Annotated in this window: 21 protein-coding genes and 1 tRNA gene; 14 read left to right on the plus strand and 8 right to left on the minus strand. The window is 50.7% G+C overall.

Features of this window, described 5'->3' with window-relative positions; all coding sequences use genetic code 11:
• Nucleotides 1–7 precede the first annotated feature (7 nt).
• On the minus strand, nucleotides 8–868 hold the full coding sequence (locus AC4IC4_RS08210; RefSeq protein ID WP_491472532.1) for a pirin family protein: 861 nt from the start codon (nucleotides 866–868) through the stop codon (nucleotides 8–10).
• Nucleotides 869–977: 109 nt separating this feature from the next.
• Here AC4IC4_RS08210 and AC4IC4_RS08215 point away from each other — a divergent pair, with 109 nt between their 5' ends.
• Nucleotides 978–1,883, plus strand: coding sequence for a LysR family transcriptional regulator (locus AC4IC4_RS08215; RefSeq protein WP_491472533.1), 906 nt, complete (start codon nucleotides 978–980; stop codon nucleotides 1,881–1,883).
• Between the two features lie 132 nt (nucleotides 1,884–2,015).
• On the opposite strand, the gene AC4IC4_RS08220 is transcribed toward AC4IC4_RS08215, so the two are convergent.
• Nucleotides 2,016–2,103, minus strand: a tRNA-Ser gene (locus AC4IC4_RS08220).
• A 232-nt stretch (nucleotides 2,104–2,335) separates the two neighbouring features.
• On the opposite strand from AC4IC4_RS08220, the gene ghrA reads away from it, so the two are divergent.
• The 4 genes from ghrA to AC4IC4_RS08240 all read left to right on the plus strand — a co-directional run bounded on the left by ghrA (nucleotide 2,336) and on the right by AC4IC4_RS08240 (nucleotide 5,251).
• Nucleotides 2,336–3,274 (plus strand): glyoxylate/hydroxypyruvate reductase GhrA, encoded by a 939-nt coding sequence (ghrA, locus tag AC4IC4_RS08225; RefSeq protein WP_491472534.1) that lies wholly within the window; start codon nucleotides 2,336–2,338, stop codon nucleotides 3,272–3,274.
• 84 nt (nucleotides 3,275–3,358) lie between these two features.
• Nucleotides 3,359–4,096, plus strand: a complete 738-nt coding sequence (locus tag AC4IC4_RS08230) for a phosphatase (RefSeq protein WP_024908981.1) — start codon at nucleotides 3,359–3,361, stop codon at nucleotides 4,094–4,096.
• A 21-nt stretch (nucleotides 4,097–4,117) separates the two neighbouring features.
• The gene (locus AC4IC4_RS08235; protein WP_491472535.1) at nucleotides 4,118–4,672 is read left to right on the plus strand and encodes a TorD/DmsD family molecular chaperone; all 555 of its coding nucleotides are present in this window, start codon (nucleotides 4,118–4,120) and stop codon (nucleotides 4,670–4,672) included.
• Nucleotides 4,673–4,768: 96 nt separating this feature from the next.
• On the plus strand, nucleotides 4,769–5,251 hold the full coding sequence (locus AC4IC4_RS08240; protein ID WP_139210879.1) for a DUF1097 domain-containing protein: 483 nt from the start codon (nucleotides 4,769–4,771) through the stop codon (nucleotides 5,249–5,251).
• A 43-nt stretch (nucleotides 5,252–5,294) separates the two neighbouring features.
• Here the strand turns inward: AC4IC4_RS08240 and csgG are convergent, their stop codons facing one another.
• Genes csgG through csgD form a run of 4 tightly spaced genes read right to left on the minus strand, consistent with a single transcriptional unit; the run spans nucleotide 5,295 to nucleotide 7,636 of the window.
• Entirely contained in the window at nucleotides 5,295–6,128 is an 834-nt protein-coding gene (gene csgG, locus AC4IC4_RS08245; protein ID WP_024908984.1) for a curli production assembly/transport protein CsgG, read from the minus strand.
• Between the two features lie 26 nt (nucleotides 6,129–6,154).
• Entirely contained in the window at nucleotides 6,155–6,568 is a 414-nt protein-coding gene (csgF, locus tag AC4IC4_RS08250) for a curli production assembly/transport protein CsgF (RefSeq protein ID WP_023311106.1), read from the minus strand.
• Nucleotides 6,569–6,591: 23 nt separating this feature from the next.
• A complete protein-coding gene (gene csgE, locus AC4IC4_RS08255) occupies nucleotides 6,592–6,981 on the minus strand; it encodes a curli production assembly/transport protein CsgE (protein ID WP_048991542.1) in 390 nt (129 codons plus the stop codon).
• 4 nt (nucleotides 6,982–6,985) lie between these two features.
• A complete protein-coding gene (gene csgD / locus AC4IC4_RS08260) occupies nucleotides 6,986–7,636 on the minus strand; it encodes a biofilm master transcriptional regulator CsgD (protein ID WP_090417387.1) in 651 nt (216 codons plus the stop codon).
• A 743-nt stretch (nucleotides 7,637–8,379) separates the two neighbouring features.
• Between csgD and csgB the strand changes: the two genes are divergently transcribed.
• The 5 genes from csgB (at nucleotide 8,380) to ymdB (ending at nucleotide 10,856) form a co-directional block, all read left to right on the plus strand.
• A complete protein-coding gene (gene csgB / locus AC4IC4_RS08265) occupies nucleotides 8,380–8,835 on the plus strand; it encodes a curli minor subunit CsgB (protein ID WP_395305932.1) in 456 nt (151 codons plus the stop codon).
• Between the two features lie 41 nt (nucleotides 8,836–8,876).
• Complete coding sequence (gene csgA, locus AC4IC4_RS08270) at nucleotides 8,877–9,329, plus strand: curli major subunit CsgA (protein WP_267214618.1); 453 nt, start codon at nucleotides 8,877–8,879, stop codon at nucleotides 9,327–9,329.
• Nucleotides 9,330–9,389: 60 nt separating this feature from the next.
• Nucleotides 9,390–9,722, plus strand: coding sequence for a curli assembly chaperone CsgC (csgC, locus tag AC4IC4_RS08275; protein ID WP_032650821.1), 333 nt, complete (start codon nucleotides 9,390–9,392; stop codon nucleotides 9,720–9,722).
• A gap of 164 nt (nucleotides 9,723–9,886) precedes the next feature.
• Entirely contained in the window at nucleotides 9,887–10,207 is a 321-nt protein-coding gene (locus AC4IC4_RS08280) for a YmdA family protein (RefSeq protein WP_024908991.1), read from the plus strand.
• A 106-nt stretch (nucleotides 10,208–10,313) separates the two neighbouring features.
• Nucleotides 10,314–10,856, plus strand: coding sequence for an O-acetyl-ADP-ribose deacetylase (gene ymdB / locus AC4IC4_RS08285; protein ID WP_024908992.1), 543 nt, complete (start codon nucleotides 10,314–10,316; stop codon nucleotides 10,854–10,856).
• Nucleotides 10,857–10,889: 33 nt separating this feature from the next.
• Here the strand turns inward: ymdB and mdoC are convergent, their stop codons facing one another.
• Complete coding sequence (mdoC, locus tag AC4IC4_RS08290) at nucleotides 10,890–12,029, minus strand: glucans biosynthesis protein MdoC (protein ID WP_491472536.1); 1,140 nt, start codon at nucleotides 12,027–12,029, stop codon at nucleotides 10,890–10,892.
• A 254-nt stretch (nucleotides 12,030–12,283) separates the two neighbouring features.
• Between mdoC and mdoG the strand changes: the two genes are divergently transcribed.
• The 3 genes from mdoG (at nucleotide 12,284) to AC4IC4_RS08305 (ending at nucleotide 16,670) form a co-directional block, all read left to right on the plus strand.
• Entirely contained in the window at nucleotides 12,284–13,837 is a 1,554-nt protein-coding gene (mdoG, locus tag AC4IC4_RS08295; protein ID WP_021240787.1) for a glucans biosynthesis protein MdoG, read from the plus strand.
• Nucleotides 13,830–16,358, plus strand: coding sequence for a glucans biosynthesis glucosyltransferase MdoH (gene mdoH / locus AC4IC4_RS08300; protein ID WP_491472537.1), 2,529 nt, complete (start codon nucleotides 13,830–13,832; stop codon nucleotides 16,356–16,358). The genes mdoG and mdoH overlap by 8 nt, the downstream gene beginning before the upstream one ends.
• An 84-nt stretch (nucleotides 16,359–16,442) precedes the next feature.
• Complete coding sequence (locus AC4IC4_RS08305; RefSeq protein ID WP_032650824.1) at nucleotides 16,443–16,670, plus strand: YceK/YidQ family lipoprotein; 228 nt, start codon at nucleotides 16,443–16,445, stop codon at nucleotides 16,668–16,670.
• Between the two features lie 6 nt (nucleotides 16,671–16,676).
• Here AC4IC4_RS08305 and AC4IC4_RS08310 read toward each other — a convergent pair whose 3' ends face one another.
• On the minus strand, nucleotides 16,677–17,066 hold the full coding sequence (locus tag AC4IC4_RS08310) for a MysB family protein (protein WP_491472538.1): 390 nt from the start codon (nucleotides 17,064–17,066) through the stop codon (nucleotides 16,677–16,679).
• Between the two features lie 88 nt (nucleotides 17,067–17,154).
• On the opposite strand from AC4IC4_RS08310, the gene AC4IC4_RS08315 reads away from it, so the two are divergent.
• A complete protein-coding gene (locus AC4IC4_RS08315; protein ID WP_165765167.1) occupies nucleotides 17,155–18,948 on the plus strand; it encodes a recombinase family protein in 1,794 nt (597 codons plus the stop codon).
• Nucleotides 18,949–19,131 lie beyond the last annotated feature (183 nt).

Below are 19,131 nucleotides of genomic sequence, written 5' to 3' on the forward strand. Positions count from 1 at the left end.
ATTACGTTCAGATCTGGCCGAAGCGGCCGGAGTTGAAATCACGAATGGCTTCGTTGATTTCGCTTTTACTGTTCATCACAAATGGGCCATAGCCCACGATGGGTTCATTCAGCGGCTCGCCGGCCATCAGCAGCACTTTTGCATCGCTGTTCGCCTCCAGGTGCAGTTTGTCGCCTTCCTGACTCAGTACGACCAACTGGGCTTCACCTGCCTGAGTGGTACCGTTCACCGTGATGCTGCCCTCAAGTACCACCAGCGCGGTGCTCCAGCCTTCGGGCTGATTGAGCGTCAGATGGCTTCCCTGGTTCAGCGCGATGTCCCAGACGTTGAGCGGTGAGAAGGTGTGCGCCGGGCCGGTAACCGTGTCGTAGCGACCGGCAATAACCCGCAGCGTTCCACCGTTGTCAGGCAGCGTCACCACCGGGATGTCGGCTTTCGTGATGCTCTGGTAGCCCGGTGCGGCCATCTTGTCTTTCGCAGGGAGGTTGACCCAAAGCTGCATCATTTTCAGTTCTCCGCCTTTCTGCGAGAACGCGCTTGAGTGGAACTCCTCGTGCAAAATACCTGCGCCTGCGGTCATCCACTGCACGTCGCCGGGGCCAATCACACCGCCTTTACCCGTGGAGTCGCGATGCTCCACTTCACCGGAATAGACGATAGTGACCGTTTCAAAACCCCGGTGAGGATGCTGGCCTACGCCGCGTTTCGCACCATCTGCCGGAAAGGTGTACGGGCCTGCGTAGTCCAGCAGCAGGAACGGACTCAGCGGCTCGCCGTGGGTTTGATAAGAGAACATTGAACGGACCGGGAAACCATCGCCAACCCAGTGCTGACGAGGAGCGGTATAAACGCCTGTTACGTTTTTCATGATTAACTCCTGATGTTCTGTTGATGTAATTAGCTTATATTCAGGGTTAATATCCCGGTAGATAGTGAAAATGGCATTCACTGTTCCGAAAATAGAACAATGAGGACTTATGCAGGATCTCAATGACTTCGTCTGGTTTGTGAAGGTGGTGGACTACGGGGGGTTTGCGGCGGCGGGAAGGGCGCTTGACCAACCCAAGTCCAAACTGAGCCGCAGGATCGCGCAGCTCGAGGAGCGGCTTGGCGTACGGTTGATACAGCGCACGACGCGGCAGTTTACGGTGACGGAAGTGGGGCACACTTTCTATCAGCACTGTAAGGCCATGCTGATAGAAGCAGAAGCGGCAGAGGAGGCCGTTGCTGCGCTGCAGGCTGAGCCGCGCGGCGTCGTCAGGATCACCTGTCCCGTCACGTTACTGCACGTCCACGTGGGACCGATGCTGGCGCGGTTTATGGCGCGCTACCCCAGGATTAATCTCCAGCTTGAGGCCACCAATCGTCGGGTCGATCTTGTTGGCGAAGGTATTGATGTCGCTATCCGCGTGCGTCCGCGTCCGTTTGATGACAGCGATCTGGTCTTAAGGGTGCTGGCTGACAGGGGGCATTGCCTGGTGGCAAGTCCGCAGTTGATTGAACGTATGGGTAAACCGCGAATGCCTTCCGAGCTCAATGAATGGCCTGGATTAAGTATGGGGGCCGGTAAACAGGTGCATAAATGGGAGCTCAGTGGGCCAGAAGGGGTGAAAGCGGAGATCCACTACGCACCGCGCTTTATTACCACCGACATGCTGGCACTGCGGGAAGCGGCGATGGCGGGCGTGGGCGTTGTACAGTTGCCGATATTAATGGTGAAGGATCAGCTTGCGTCAGGGGAACTGGTACGGGTGCTGGACGCGTGGGAACCCCGACGGGAAGTGATTCACGCGGTTTATCCTTCGCGGCGCGGCATGCTGCCGTCGGTCAGGACGCTGGTGGATTTTCTGACTGAAGAGTATGCGAAGATGGTGGAAGAGTAGCTTTTTGTAGGTCGGGTAAGCGTAGCGCCACCCGACATAAAGAGCGCAGGGAGTTTCAAGGTTCGAATCCCCCCTTTCGGAGAATATAAAAGAAAAAAGCCCGTACTTTCGTACGAGCTCTCATCTCGAATATGGCGGTGAGGGGGGGATTCGAACCCCCGATACGTTGCCGTATACACACTTTCCAGGCGTGCTCCTTCAGCCACTCGGACACCTCACCATATTGTCATCCCGTTGTTGCCGGGACGGGCGCTAATGTAAGGAAAAGCCGAACGGCCGTCAACCCACTTTTTCAGTAATTTAGCGCGTTTAGACAAACTTCAGGCAACATGATTCTTAAATGTGCTGAAAGCGTCTTTTTTATCAGCAACACAGTTACGCAATAAATTTGTTATGCTGGCAATCCACTTGAAAATGAAAACAAAACAGCGCAATAAAAGGCAGGAATAACTATGGATATACTCTTCTATCACCCCACGTTTGATACGTCATACTGGATCAAGGCGCTTACGGCGGCGTTACCCGGCGCACGCGTTCGCGAGTGGAAGCGTGGCGATAATGAACATGCTGACTATGCGCTGGTCTGGCATCCTCCGGTCGAAATGCTCCAGGGTCGCAAGCTAAAGGCCGTTTTTGCCCTGGGAGCTGGGGTGGATTCCATTCTGAGCAAACTGAAGGCACACCCTGAAATGCTGCCGGAAGAGATCCCTCTGTTCCGTCTCGAAGATACCGGAATGGGCCAGCAAATGCAGGAATATGCCGTGAGCCAGGTGCTGCACTGGTTCCGCCGCTTTGATGACTATCAGGCCTTTAAACAGCAGGCCCACTGGGAGCCGCTGCCTGAGTACCGTCGCGAAGACTTTACGATCGGCATCCTCGGTGCGGGCGTGCTGGGCTCAAAAGTGGCTGAAGCTCTCGCTCCGTGGGGCTTCCCGCTGCGCTGCTGGAGCCGCAGCCGTAAGGACTATCCGGGCGTAGAGAGCTTTGCCGGAACGGATGAGCTTCCGGCCTTTCTGAACGGCACGCGCGTGCTGATCAACCTGCTGCCAAACACGGCGGAAACGGTAGGGATCATCAATGAAACCTTGCTCAATCAGCTCGTCGATCAGAGCTACCTGATGAACCTGGCGCGCGGAGTCCATGTTGTGGAAGGCGATCTACTGAAGGCTCTGGACAGCGGAAAGCTAAAAGGCGCTATGCTGGATGTCTATAGCCGTGAACCGCTCCCCGGGGAAAGCCCGCTGTGGAAGCACCCGCGCGTCGCGATGACGCCACATGTGGCTGCCGTGACGCGTCCGGCAGAAGCGGTGGCCTACATATCCCATACCATCAGCGAAATGGAAAAGGGTCATGCGGTCACCGGGCAGGTCGACAGGCAGCGCGGCTACTGAGAGAAACCCGGCGTTCGCCGGGTTTTTGCTAATATTCGCCGCTGATAACTGCTATCCTTTGGAAAAACCGCAGAGGAGTAAGAGATGTATCCCGTTGACCTGCATATGCACACCGTCGCCAGCACCCACGCGTACAGCAACCTCCATGATTATATCGCCCAGGCGAAGCTTAAAGGTATTAAGCTGTTCGCGATCACCGATCATGGTCCGGACATGGCGGATGCCCCGCACTACTGGCATTTTGTGAATATGCGGATCTGGCCACGTCTGGTGGACGGCATTGGGATACTGCGCGGCATTGAGGCGAACATCAAAAATATCGACGGTGAGATCGACTGCACCGGCCCGATGCTGACGTCTCTGGACCTTATCCTCGCCGGTTTTCATGAGCCGGTTTTCCCGCCTCAGGATAAAGAGACCAACACCGCGGCGATGATTGCCACTATTGCCAGCGGCAATGTGCACATTATCAGCCACCCCGGTAACCCGAAGTATCCGATTGATATTCAGGCTGTCGCGCAGGCGGCAGCAAAACACCGCGTGGCGCTGGAGATTAATAACTCCTCCTTTGTTCACTCGCGTAAGGGCAGCGAAGACAACTGTCGCGCCGTGGCGGCCGCCGTGCGTGATGCGGGTGGCATGGTGGCGTTGGGCTCAGACTCTCATACCGCGTTTACGCTGGGTGATTTCAGCGAGTGCCTGAAAGTGCTGAATGATGTTAACTTCCCGGAAGCGCAAATCCTGAACGTGACCCCACGCCGCATGCTCGATTTCCTCGAGTCGCGCGGAATGGAACCGATTGCCGAATTTGCCGATCTTTAATTGTGTAATGGAATAAAAAAAATGAACGAGTTTTCCATCCTCTGCCGCGTGCTGGGTACGCTCTATTATCGCCAGCCGCAAGACCCGCTGCTGGTGCCACTTTTTACGTTAATTCGTGAAGGTAAACTGGCGCAGAACTGGCCGCTGGAACAGGATGATTTACTGGAACGTCTGCAAAAAAGCTGCGACATGCAGCAGATTGCGACCGACTACAATGCGCTGTTTGTCGGCGATGAGTGCCGCGTTTCGCCATACCGTTCTGCCTGGCAGGAAGGGGCGACGGAAGCGGAAGTCCGTGCTTTCCTCTCCACCCGCGGTATGCCGCTGAGCGATACGCCAGCCGATCATATCGGTACGCTGCTGCTGGCAGCGTCCTGGATCGAAGATAACGCCGGTGATGATGAGAACGAAGCCATTGAAACCTTGTTCGAAAGGTACCTGCTGCCGTGGGTCGGGATGTTCCTGGGTAAAGTTGAAGCGCATGCCACCTCGCCATTCTGGAGAACGCTGGCGCCGCTGACCCGCGACGCTATCGCGGCAATGTGGGATGAGCTGGAAGAAGAGAACGAAGAGTGATTTAAGTCACATAAATTATGCAACTCATCAATTCATTTTGCATGTAATGTGCTGATGATCTCATTTCTATGGTGCGCTTCTGCTAAGATGCGCGCCATGAACATATTACTTTGTATCGCAATAACGACAGGTATTCTCTCCGGGCTCTGGGGATGGGTAGCCGTGTCTCTCGGATTGCTCAGCTGGGCCGGATTCCTCGGCTGTACCGCCTATTTCGCCTGTCCGCAGGGGGGAGTCAAAGGGCTCTTTATCTCAGGCTGCACGCTGATGAGCGGCGTTATCTGGGCGCTGGTGATCATGAAAGGCAGCGCGCTGGCACCGCATCTGGAGTTGCTGGGGTATATCATGACGGGCGTCGTCGCCTTTTTAATGTGCATCCAGGCTAAGCATCTGCTGCTTTCATTTGTGCCGGGAACCTTTATGGGGGCGTGCGCGACCTTTGCAGGGCAGGGTGACTGGAAGCTGGTGGTCCCTTCACTGGCGCTGGGGTTGCTGTTTGGCTATGCCATGAAAAACAGCGGCTTATGGCTGGCGTCGCGGCGGGAAAAAGCGCAAAACATCACGGCAGTGAGTGAATAAAAAAAGGCGAGATAATCATCTCGCCTTTTTTATGCGCTTCCTGTCAGGATTCCGGAGGGACTGACATATCGCGGTATTTCACCAGTATCGGGTTCTGCACGTCTGCTTTGTTTTGCAGATCCCACAGCCCGCGGTCGATACCGTCGTTGATTAAGTAGATCACGCCGGTTTCAATGGCTGACATCAGACACATCATGACCGGCTCGTTAGAGGTGTAGCCAATTTCACCTTCCAGTAAACGCTGGTAATCGATGAAGCGGAATACCCCAGCCTGAACTTCATAAGACAGAATGGTTTTGCTGGTGTTCACTGAAGAGAGCACTTCGCCTGTACTGACGTTGACCACACGCAGGTTAACGGCGATCTGGTCAAGCTGGTACTGGGTATCCGCACCGATACCGAAGTACCGCGCGCCCGCACCACCCGATTTAACGTTACTTTCGTAACCAATAATCGATCCTTCAATCATTACGTTCGCTGCCGCCAGAGATTCCAGAGGCGTGCGGTTATTCGCCGCGACGGTACCATTTTCCTGTGCGGCACGAATGATTTTTCGTTCATTCAACAGGTTCTGAAGACCCTGACGTTCCAGCGGAATAAACCAGTGCGAATCCTTGAGCGCGGTAACCAGCATCGCGGTGGCGCTCTGCGGCACTGCCGTGGAGAAGTTACTTGCCGGGTAAGGTTTGAATTGCCCGGTTTCATCCTGAATATTGTATACGGAGACAAATATTTTCCCCGTTGGAGCAGGTAAATGCGTTAAATCACGATAACTCTGGGCCCGAGGCATTAATGTTGGTTTTGCAGCTTCTTTAGGTGGAGCAGTTAAACAACCGCTCAATAAGCACACTGCAACAAATATCAGGAAGCGCTGCATGATCGTTGTCCTTATTTAGCTATTGTTTAAAAGTCAGTTGAATTACTTTGAAGACCGGAAACCTGAATGGTGGAGATCCTTCCGGTTTTACGATCGGTCACGTTCAGCTGTAGCTGTCCGTCCGTGTTGGCGATATCAACGATAAAATCGTTGGTCACCATTCGGCCGGGTTTACCGGTATTAATGTTGGTCAGTAACCCGCCTAAAATCTGCGACTGGATAGCCTGCGTGAAGTTGTCCAGGGCGGATGGGGTATCAATGCTAAAATCCTTTAAGCTAGGGTCCTTATAGGAGTTTTGCGCCTGAGCTTCATTCAGCAGGAACGCACCGTTGTTAGGGTTACCGCCAAAGTTAGGGTTACGGAACTGAAACGTCATGTTTCCGGCCCAGCTGATGGGTGTGATCAGCATTATCGAAACAACTGCATATGCAATACGCATGACAGCCTCCGCATATCGGTTCGCTAGAACTCGTCTTTTGCTAAATCGCTGGTGCTTAATAGGGCTTTATCTATTTGCAGGCGATTAATAGCGTCTTCTGATTGTGCCAGTGCTAAGACTACGTTTTTATCGAAGTCTATTTTGGTCGGGAATAAAAACGTTTGATAAATAACGTACTGATTAGCCGTTATTGTTATCCAACTTCCCCATCGTGCACTGGGCCGCTCGTTGATTGTTATATTACCCGTGTAGGTGCTGTCCCATTTGTCGCTGAAGGCACGGTAAAAACTGTGCCCGACCGATGAGACAGTGTGGTCTGTTAACAATCCGGGAACTTCGACCTCGACGGCCTTCAGATTCCCAGCAGCGAGCAGGAAACTCGCTGCGGCGATCCAACTCAACGTGCGCTTCATGTGATTAACGCCTGAGGTTATCGTTTGCCCACGAAACCGCCTGAGTTCGGTTTTTCACAGCTATCTTCTTGAAAAGATTATAAAGGTGCGTCTTTACCGTATTTTCGCTGATAAATAACGAACGGGCGATTTCAATATTTGAAGCACCAATGCGTAACTTATTCAGGATCTCTTTCTCACGGTGCGTGAGCAGTGCTGACTCTGTGCTGTTATAGCGATAATTTCCGGAGTGTGTGATGAGATAGCTGGCAAGCTTTTGCGAAAAATAACACTCTCCGCGCAATATACCTTGCAGCCCCTCTACCACCCGGTCTTCTTCTTCCGTGACGTAGAACACGCCATTGATATGCGGCCAGCTTTCAATATCTCTGAAAGGATATTCATCAGGCGTATTCAACAATAGCACGCGGATATTATTGTTTTTCCTGCTTAAAATATCCTGCCAGTAATGGATAAGCTTTTTATCAGCTTCCATCATATCGAAAAGAATGATGCTGCCAGGTGCAATATCATCAAAAGAACGTTGAATATTATGCAATTTCCCGTTCAGTGATAAAGATTGCTTTAAATGTTGTAATAATGCTGTCGCTTGCAAAGAAGGTTTTGTGATCAACAGTAATGTATGACCATGTAAACTATGGACTTCATTATACATGATGAAACCCCACTTTATTTTGGCACCTGACAGCTGTCCTCCTGTTTAAAAGAGGACACCAGAAGTACTGACAGATGTTGCACTGCTGTGTGTAGAATCAGACCATAACCTCCACAGGGAGGTAAATATAAAACCAATTTCGTACATCTAATTTCAATCTAGCTTTTACGAAGTTTAAAGCAAGTGTTAAACATGTAACAGGATGTAAAAATCAATATTAATTTGTGAAATTAGGTTGTTTGTAATGGCAATAATTGATGAGAAAGTTGTACACCTAAATAGATGTGCACAGATTTTAAAAATCATACAAATATTTTTAATTATTTGATTTTTAATGTTATTTGTTATTTTTGTAAAGCAGTAATTAAGTATGAGTTTCAGATGATTTCTAAGCCCGAGAATGAGCGACTGTCTGGCTTAAGAAAAGAAGCTCCGTGTCACGCGATGAGAAAAATGTTCTCCTGCCGTTACGTTTAAACAACCCGGGAGGAAGCGTGGACAGCCTTCGTCTCGTTGTACAACCCTTTCGCAACACACCTTTAATAAAAAATATAAGCTGGCCTGATTAAAGTGATTTTTGATGCAAATTACGACTTTGTGGTGACCCGATAAATAAAAATAAGCCACGCGGGTGAGATATTTAAAATGTTTCAGCGGACATACTCTTCACCGTAACGACGCGTTAACACAATACGAGTCGTTTAAACATGGAGTGATTAAATAGCCAGGTCCAGGGTGACAACATGAAAAACGCATCGTTAATTATGATGTTTACATTACTGGGTGCGCCTGGATTTGTAGCCGCAGCGAATTCAGATTTGGCAAATTCTGAATATAATTTTGCGGTTAACGAATTAAGTCTTTCATCACTAAATCAGGCAGCCATTATTGGTCAACAGGGCGTTTTCAATAACGCTGAGGTTCGCCAGGACGGTTCAAGACTCTTATCCATTGTTTCCCAGGATGGGGCAGGCAACAGAGCGAGGGTTGATCAATCAGGGAGTTACAATTTAGCCTGGATCGATCAGAGCGGTAACGCGAATGATGCAGGTATTACGCAAGATGGATACGGTAATAGCGCGAAAATTATCCAGAAAGGGTCGGGTAATAGAGCAAATATTACGCAGTACGGTACGCAGAAAACCGCAGTTGTAGTGCAGAAACAGTCGCAAATGGCTATTAACGTTATTCAACATTAGCGCTTTCGCGACGACTTTAATCAATCCGATGGGGGTTTACCATGAAATTTATCAAAGTGGCAGCACTTGCAGCAATCGTAGTTTCTGGTAGTGCTATGGCGGGTTCTATTAATCAGGGCGGTTGGGGTCATGGACATGGTCACGGTGGATACAGTGGCCCTAATTCAACCCTGAATATTTATCAGGACGGTGGCGGTAACTCCGCGGTTGCTCTGCAGACAGACGCCAGAAATTCCGTGCTGAATATTAGCCAGAAAGGTGGCGGTAACGGTGCTGACGTTGGTCAGGGTTCTGATGACAGTAAAATCAACCTGACCCAGAAAGGATTTGGCAACAGTGCGACACTTGATCAGTGGAACAGTAAAAAATCCGTCATGAATGTTAGCCAGACCGGCGGCTTTAACGGTGCACTCGTAGACCAGACTGCGTCCAACTCAACTGTTAACGTTACCCAGATCGGTTTTGGTAACCACGCGACAGCTCATCAGTACTGATACTGAAATCTGTGCTACAAAAAACAGGGCATCAGCCCTGTTTTTTTTCGGGAGTTCATCATGAATACCTTAATTCTACTCGCCGCGCTTTCCAGCCAGATAACCTTCAAAACGTCGCAACAGGAAAATATGACCACCATTATTCCGCAGGTCACTTTGGCGCAATCGTGTGATTGTCAGGTTCAAATTGTTTCTGTTCGGGAAGGGCAGGGGGGACAAAGTTCGTCCCGACAGCAAAATACCCTTTTTATACCCGCTAATCAGACGATTGATTTAATGCGCCTGAGTTTAAATATTAACGCAGGAGACACGGTAAAAATCGTGGTCACCGTTTCAGATGGAAAATCGCTTCATTTATCACAACAGTGGTCACCAGCGGGAAGTTCGATCTAAATATTCATGAAATCAATATGTTGCGAATGTGGCGGGTCTGTGCCGTTGAGCTATGCTGATATCAGGGACCTGGTCGTTATGTTCCTTAACGTGAGACTTCGTTTGCCGTAATAAATGAAGCGCGTTTACCCCTCATGGACGATTTTCATTGAGGAGTACCTATAATGAACAACTATTTTGCTCGACTCGCGGCAGGCCTGGGTCTGGTCGTCTCTGCTTTGAGTATCCCGGCTTATTCGGCCACAGTTGTTAACGGTGGTGTCATTCATTTTCGCGGTGCCATTGTTGCAGACCCCTGTGAAGTCACTCCCCAGAAGCAACAGTTTGCAATGTCATGTCCAGATAATAACCGTATGCAAACGCGTATGGTGAGCTATGAAGAGGCGCTTAACGGGAAAGTGAGCGACTCAAACCTGGCGACGCTCAATATGAAATACCTTAACCCTGAAAAAACGCTCGCGGTTGTCGAAATCCAGTATCGCTAATGCGCACTCTCCCGCCCTGCGGTGGAAGAGGTTTTTTTCTGATAGTTTTTTCTCCCGGTCTCCTCTGCGATACACTTAAGAAAAAGGCGGGTTGCAGAGGGGCTTTATGAAACCGCAAATTGACATTATTCATGGCGATATTACGACCATGCACGTCGACGTTATCGTCAATGCGGCCAATCCCTCCCTGATGGGGGGAGGCGGCGTGGACGGGGCTATCCACCGGGCTGCCGGACCGCAGCTGCTGGAAGCCTGTAAAACCGTGCGGCAACAGCAGGGCGAATGTCCTCCCGGTCACGCGGTGATTACGCTTGCGGGCAATCTGCCTGCCAGAGCGGTTATTCATGCCGTAGGGCCCGTCTGGCATGGCGGGGACCAGCACGAAGCGAGTATTCTGGAAGAGGCTTACCGGAACTGTCTGCGGCTGGCCGCCGACAACGGCTATAAAACGATGGCGTTCCCGGCCATCAGCACCGGGGTGTATGGTTACCCTAAGGCCGCCGCCGCAACGATCGCCGTAGAAACCGTTTACCGCTACCTGTCGTTAAAACCGCTGCCGGAGAAGGTGATTTTTGTCTGTTTCGACGACGACACCACGCATCTTTATCAGCGGCTTCTGACTCAGCGCAGACAAGAGCTGGAAAGCTGAAACAAACGCGGCGCATCTGGTGCGCCGCGTGTTCTAAGAGGCTTTCGCCTGCGGTTTTCCTGAAAAGAGGAAACGCAGAAGCGGGATCCGCAGATGGATTTCGTAGAGTACGATCGCCACCCCCACAACGAACACCAGCCCGGTAAAGAAGCCCAGCGTGTTGGAGGCGATGTGCGGTGTGATGTAAGCCCCGAAGAAAAGCGTCAACGGGTGATGCACCAGATAGATAAACAGCGAAGCATTAACGAAGTAAGTCACGCGGTGGGACTTAAAGTTCAGCAAACGGTGGCCCAGCGCGAATACTACGTTCACCATCCACAGGCCCAGCAGCATCGTGATCACGCTTTCCGTTTCATACATCCAGGCGTCGCCGCTTCCGTAGCGCTGATTCAGCAGATAGGCCGCGAACGCGAGGGTGGCTCCCAGCGCGCACCACGGTGACGGGGTGACAAACAGCGATTTAAGCTTCGGATGAATAAACGCCAGCGCGCCGATTAAAAAGAACGGAATGTAGAACAGCGACTGCATCACCACAAAATTAAATAACCCGTCGCTCAAAATCGGCGGGTAGACGATAAGCAGGGTCCGTCGCACGGCGGCATAGGCAATCCCCAACAGCAAGAAGAGCACTGACAGTTTGCCCATCGTAACGTTGGCGAAAAAGACGTCGGCCTTCGTACTCAGATGGTGGCGCAGGCGGCTGAAAATCAACAGACTCACCGTGGTGAGCACCACCAGGACCAGCAGGAACCACAGGTGAGACACCAGCTCCCAGACCAGCGTGTTGTACTTTTCATACAGCGTCAGATTCGGCCAGTTCTCCGCTTTACCCTTCACGTACTGCAACATAATGAACTGGGGCAGCGTCAGCAGCGGAATGGCGGTCAGCATGGGGATCCCCACGCGCTCTACGCGCACTTTCCACCAGCGCTTGAGCGGGTATCGCAGAAACAGCATGTAAGAGAAATAGCCGGATATGACAAAAAACACCTGCATACGGAAGGCGTGAATTAAGTCATTAAACAGCGTCAGCCACCAGGAGGGCATCTGGCTATTCACGTGCCAGGTGTGGCTGGAGTAAATCAGTGAAATGTGAAAGGGGATCCCCAATAGCATCAGCCATGCCCGGATCGAGTCGAGGAAATATTCACGTTCTGTTGGTGTTGTGCTCATATAACGTTGTGCATTCTCAGACTTTTCGTCTTATCCCTAAGACTCATAATGGTTACATTCGAAGGCAACCCTACACCAAGACCGACACCCTGTCTCCAGGATAAGCACGCAAAGTGAATAGCGGGTTCTTTCATTTGCTTAATCCCTGAGCCAGCAGCTGAACAAAGCAGTGATAATGTTGTCGGATTGCCTGAGTTTCCATTAAAATGGATCGGATCGATATAAGCACACAAAGGGGGAAGTGCTTACTTATTATGAAACATAAACCACAGATGATGAAAATGCGTTGGTTGGGTGCTGCAGTGGTGTTGTCACTGTATACCTCATCGGCACTGGCCTTTAACATCGACGATGTCGCAAAACAGGCAAAATCGATGGCAGGCAAGAGCTACGAAGCGCCGAAAAGTAACTTGCCCTCCGTTTTCCGCGACATGAAGTATGCGGACTATCAGCAGATCCAGTTCAATCACGATAAAGCGTACTGGAGCAATATCAAAACCCCGTTCAAGCTTGAATTTTATCATCAGGGTATGTACTTCGACACGCCTGTTGCCATCAATGAAGTGACGGCGACAGCGGTTCGTAAGATTAAGTACAGCCCGGATTACTTCAATTTTGGCAATGTGCAACACGATAAAGATACGGTGAAAGACCTGGGCTTCGCAGGCTTCAAGGTGCTTTACCCGATCAACAGCAAAGATAAAAACGACGAAATCGTCAGCATGCTGGGTGCCAGCTATTTCCGCGTCATTGGCGCGGGGCAGGTATACGGGCTTTCTGCGCGTGGTCTGGCTATTGATACCGCGCTGCCATCAGGTGAAGAGTTCCCACGTTTCCGTGAGTTCTGGATTGAGCGTCCAAAACCAACGGACAAACGTCTGACCATTTATGCGCTGCTGGATTCCCCGCGTGCAACCGGCGCCTATCGCTTTGTGATTATGCCGGGTCGTGACACGGTGGTTGACGTGCAGTCCAAGGTTTACCTGCGTGACAAAGTAGGCAAACTGGGCGTTGCGCCACTGACCAGCATGTTCCTGTTTGGGCCGAACCAGCCGTCTCCGGCAACCAACTTCCGCCCGGAACTGCATGACTCCAACGGTCTGTCTATTCATGCCGGTAACGGTGAGTGGATCTGGCGTCCGCTGAATAACCCGAAACATCTGGCGGTTAGCAGCTTCGCAATGGAAAACCCGCAAGGTTTCGGTCTGCTGCAGCGTGGTCGTCAGTTCTCCCGCTTTGAAGATTTGGACGATCGCTATGACCAGCGTCCAAGCGCCTGGGTCACGCCAAACGGTGACTGGGGTAAAGGTAAAGTCGAGCTGGTAGAAATTCCAACCAACGACGAAACCAACGATAACATCGTCGCTTACTGGACACCGGATCAGCTGCCGGAAGCCGGTAAAGAGATGAACTTCAAGTACACCATTACCTTCAGCCGCGACGAAGATAAGCTGCATGCGCCGGATAACGCGTATGTGATGCAGACTCGCCGCTCAACGGGTGATGTGAAGCAGTCAAATCTTATCCGTCAGCCTGACGGGACCGTGGCGTTTGTCGTGGACTTCACCGGCCAGGATATGAAGAAACTGTCGCCGGACACCGCCGTTGCCGCTCAGGCCAGCATCGGTGATAACGGTGAAATCGTTGAGAATACCGTGCGTTACAACCCGGTAACCAAAGGCTGGCGTCTGACCCTGCGCGTGAAAGTGAAAGATCCGAAACAGACCACTGAAATGCGTGCTGCGCTGGTCAGTAACGATCAGCCGCTGAGTGAAACCTGGAGCTATCAGCTACCTGCCAATGAATAATACATCTGAATATATTGATGCCATGCCGCTGACGGATATCGAAAAAGCGGCACTGCCTAAGAGCGACATCCGCGCGGTTCACACCGCGCTGGATGGTGAACATCGTCAGTTTTCCCGTGATGATGATACGCCGCTCGGGTCAGTCAAGGCGCGTCTGGAGCAGGCCTGGCCGGACTCGCTGGCGGAAGGGCAGTTGATTAAAGACGATGAAGGGCGCGATCAGCTTCAGGCGATGCCGAAGGCCACGCGTTCCTCAATGTTCCCCGATCCATGGCGCACCAACCCGGTGGGCCGCTTCTGGGATCGCCTGCGCGGGCGTGATGTTACGCCGCGCTATCTGTCGCGCCTGACAAAAGAAGAGCAGGCGTCCGAACAGAAATGGCGTACCGTGGGGACCATCCGTCGCTATATCCTGCTGCTTCTGACGCTGGCGCAGACGGTCGTCGCGACCTGGTACATGAAAACCATCCTGCCTTATCAGGGCTGGGCGTTCATCAACCCGACGGACATGATGGGCCAGGATCTCTGGGTCTCCTTCATGCAGCTGCTGCCGTATATTCTGCAGAGCGGCATCCTTCTGCTGTTCGCGATTCTCTTCTGCTGGGTCTCGGCCGGTTTCTGGACCGCGCTGATGGGCTTCCTGCAGCTGCTGATGGGGCGTGACAAATACAGCATTTCGGCGTCAACGGTCGGGGATGAACCCCTCAATCCCGAGCACCGTACCGCGCTGATTATGCCTATCTGTAACGAAGACGTTGACCGCGTATTTGCGGGCCTGCGTGCGACCTGGGAGTCCGTAAAGGCGACCGGCAACGCGGAGCATTTTGACGTTTACATCCTGAGCGACAGCTACAATCCGGATATCTGCGTTGCAGAACAAAAAGCGTGGATGGAGCTGATTGCAGAAGTGCAGGGCGAAGGGCAGATCTTCTACCGCCGTCGCCGCCGCCGTGTGAAGCGTAAAAGCGGTAACATCGATGACTTCTGCCGTCGCTGGGGTAACCAGTACAGCTATATGGTGGTGCTGGATGCGGACTCCGTCATGAGCGGTGACTGCCTGAGCGGTCTGGTGCGTCTGATGGAAGCCAACCCTAACGCGGGTATCATTCAGTCCTCGCCGAAAGCGTCCGGCATGGACACCCTTTACGCGCGCTGCCAGCAGTTCGCCACCCGTGTTTACGGGCCGCTGTTCACGGCGGGCCTGCACTTCTGGCAGCTGGGTGAATCCCACTACTGGGGTCACAACGCCATCATCCGCGTGAAGCCGTTCATTGAGCACTGTGCGCTGGCGCCGCTGCCGGGTGAGGGTTCGTTTGCCGGTTCTATTCTGTCGCATGACTTCGTGGAAGCGGCTCTGATGCGTCGTGCTGGTTGGGGCGTCTGGATTGCCTACGACCTGCCGGGATCGTACGAAGAGCTGCCGCCAAACCTGCTGGACGAGCTTAAGCGTGACCGCCGCTGGTGTCACGGTAACCTGATGAACTTCCGTCTGTTCCTTGTTAAAGGGATGCACCCGGTTCACCGTGCGGTGTTCCTGACGGGCGTGATGTCTTATCTCTCCGCACCGCTGTGGTTTATGTTCCTTGCGCTCTCCACTGCGCTGCAGGTCGTCCATGCCCTGACGGAGCCGCAATACTTCCTGCAACCGCGCCAGCTGTTCCCGGTGTGGCCGCAGTGGCGTCCGGAGCTGGCGATTGCGCTGTTTGCCTCCACCATGGTGCTGCTGTTCCTGCCTAAGCTGCTCAGTATCATCCTGATCTGGTGCAAAGGCTCGAAAGAGTACGGCGGTTTCTTCCGCGTGACCCTTTCACTGCTGCTGGAAGTGCTGTTCTCCGTGTTGCTGGCACCGGTGCGTATGCTGTTCCACACCGTATTTGTGGTCAGTGCGTTCCTGGGCTGGGAAGTGGTCTGGAACTCGCCGCAGCGTGATGACGACTCCACGCCGTGGAGCGAAGCCTTTATGCGCCACGGTTCACAGCTGCTGCTGGGTCTGGTGTGGGCGGCCGGAATGGCCTGGCTGGATCTGCGTTTCCTGTTCTGGCTGGCGCCGATTGTCTTCTCGCTGATCCTGTCGCCGTTTGTGTCCGTGATCTCCAGCCGTTCGACGGTGGGGCTGCGGACCAAACGCTGGAAACTGTTCCTGATCCCGGAAGAGTATTCCCCGCCGCAGGTGCTGGTGGATACCGATCGTTATCTCGAGCAGAACCGCAATCGCACGCTGGATGACGGCTTTATGCACGCCGTGTTTAACCCGTCATTCAACGCCCTGGCAACGGCGATGGCCACTGCGCGCCACCGTGCCAGCCAGGTGCTGGAGATTGCCCGCGATCGTCACGTTGAGCAGGCGCTTAACGAGACCCCGGAAAAACTCAACCGCGACCGTCGACTGGTGCTGTTGAGCGACCCGGTGACAATGGCGCGTCTTCACTACCGCGTGTGGTCCGCTCCGGAGAAATACTCTTCGTGGGTGAACTACTATAAGGACGTGAAGCTGAATCCGCTTGCACTGAAGGCGAAGTAAGTTTTTAAGTAGGGCGGATAAGCGAAGCGCCATCCGCCAAATAAAATACCGGCTTAATTGCCGGTATTTTTTTAGAGGTTACTCATGAAAATAATCATCGTCGTACTGATGGCATGCCTGCTCAGCGGCTGCGGCAGTATCATCAGTCGCACCATTCCAGGGCAGGGCCACGGAAATCAGTATTACCCTGGCGTGAAATGGGATCTCCGTGATTCCGCATGGCGCTACCTCACCGTGCTCGATCTGCCGTTCTCGCTGATTTTCGACACGCTGTTGCTGCCAATTGATGCCAGCCATGGCCCTTACGAATAGCGTAAATTAACGCTCGTCCCACTCATCGGCTGCGGTTTGACCTTCTTCCGTATCCAGCGGCGGCTCGAGCTGAAACTCGCCCTCATCCCACTCGTGTAGGGTGTTCTCTTCCAGCCATTCCTGCCGAAGTTCGATTTCGTCATAGTTGCCATCGAAGACGGCCTGCGCACCTTCACCGCTCAATATCGGCAAACATTCCCCTTCTTCACCTTCATCGGCAAAGAATTCGGCCTGCCACATAATATCCCCATCCTGCAGAACGTATTTCTGGATATTAAGCTGTTGCACGTCAGCATCTTCTTCTTCAACGCCGGGGTTGTCGGCGAGGAACTCTTCACGAGCGGCATCAATAGCTTCTTCCAGCGTACTATAGAATACATATTCTTTATCGGACATAATGAGTTCCTCAATGATTATGTTTATCAAATGTATAGGTGCATGAATGCGAACTGTCAAAGCCTACATCTATAGTAGGGTATCGAGCTTGCAGCAGGTTGATGCTTTTGGCTTAGATCGCCAGATTAGTACAGTATTAGACTTCCTCGAAAACGCTAAACTACCCGCTGAATTAGGGTATCAGCTTGATCCAAGCAATCATGAAGTACTGGACAGTGATAAAGGATTGTCAGGCTACGCCGGACACAACTTCACGAAGGGATCATTGGGGCGGTTCAAGGAACGTGTAAGGTCAGGAGAGATTACTGAAGGTTGTCTGTTGATTGAGTCCGTTGATCGGTTCTCCAGAAAGCAGGGCTATGATGCAATCGATGAGTTTACTTTCCTGATCAAACGTAACATTGATATTGTTGAAGTTGAAACGGGGCAAATTTACAGCTATAAGCTCGATCACAAGTTATCTGCATTATCCACAAGTATTGAACGTGCTCACCAGGAATCGAAGCGAAAAGCACGTATTAGTATGAAGTCATGGAAGCATCGTAAAGAAGCATCTTTAGCAAATGGGGTAGCTCTTAACAACAACACACCAGATTGGTTGTCGCTCAGTACTGATAAACTGTCATATGAGATTGACTATCACAAAGTAGAAACTATTAAACGAATCTTTCAGATGTATCGTGATGGGTACGGGGTGACTCATATCGTTAAGGTACTCAATGATGAAGGTAACAGGTACAACGGCAAAGGTTGGAACACTGTCACTGTATATAACAAATTACGTGATCGTCGTCTTAATGGCTTTCTTGTGGGTAAGTACAAAACCATACCCAAAAAAATTAATGAAAGTACTAATGAAGCCGAAAAACGAATTTTAGAGAATTTAAAGATCAAGAAAGAAGCGAATGATAATGCTAAACGTATCTATCCGGTAGTTGTTGATGATGATCTTTTTCTAAAAGTCCAATCATTGATGGATAGGAATGTTTCAAATAAAAAGCAAAGAAGTACTACAACAAAACAACGGAATTTATTTAACGGCCTAACTAAATGCTATGAGTGCGGTAGTCCTATGATCGTTCAGAGTATGTCTAATGGGGGGCAGTACTTACGTTGCTATAGACAACGTACTAAAGATGAAAAGTGCAATTCAAAGATGCTAAGGTACAGCGTTACGGAAAAAGTTTTATTAGAACATATAAAAGGGTTGGAACTGGATGATATTTATGGGGATAAAACACAAAATAATTCCGTGGATACCCTAAAAAATCTTCTTCAACAAACCAACAACAAATTATTAGAGCTTAATGAAAAGATTAAAAGTGCTAATGATGAAGAAGAATTGTTTGCAATAATGGAATTTAAAAGGAAAAGAAATATAGAAAAAGAAGACTTGATCGCAAAAATTAACTCAATCGAAAATGCAAGTGAAGTAGTTCGGCTTTCATATAATTATGATATCGGTGAAATTTCAAATCAAGATAACACTGTCCTTAGAAGAAAAACAAATGAGAATATATCAAAAGTAGTAGCCTCAATTAAATGTTTAAGAACTGACTCAAGTTACATAGGTGCTTATTATTCATATGATATCACTTATCATAAAGACATACTTAAGCATCTACTATTAACCGATAACAATGGGGCACTGTTAAGTGAAATCAGTATTTATCAAAAGAACAATGAACGAACTTATATCGTCAAAGAAGACAAGGAAATGGTATTCAGAGTAGAGTCAAACGGTGATGTATGGGTATTGTATGCAAGTAGAAAGAAAAGCATAAATGATCTTTTGCATTACATCAATGTAATGATGGTTGGTCGAGAACCTGATACTTTTAGTTTTGTGCTTAATGAAGATATGATTGAATGGATCGACTAAGTGGCATATCTTAAGGTTGAACTGTATCGACAGTTATAACAAGTCTTTGTGAGATTCGAGCACTCAAGATTTATAGTGTATTAATAATTCTATAGTTGAGAGTGTTCCAAATCCCCATCATTTTAGCACCTTTTTGAAGGTTCCGAATAAATATCTAAAAGATAAAAAAAGGAACCTCAAATG

The organism is Enterobacter sp. Taxon_2 (assembly GCF_058355295.1).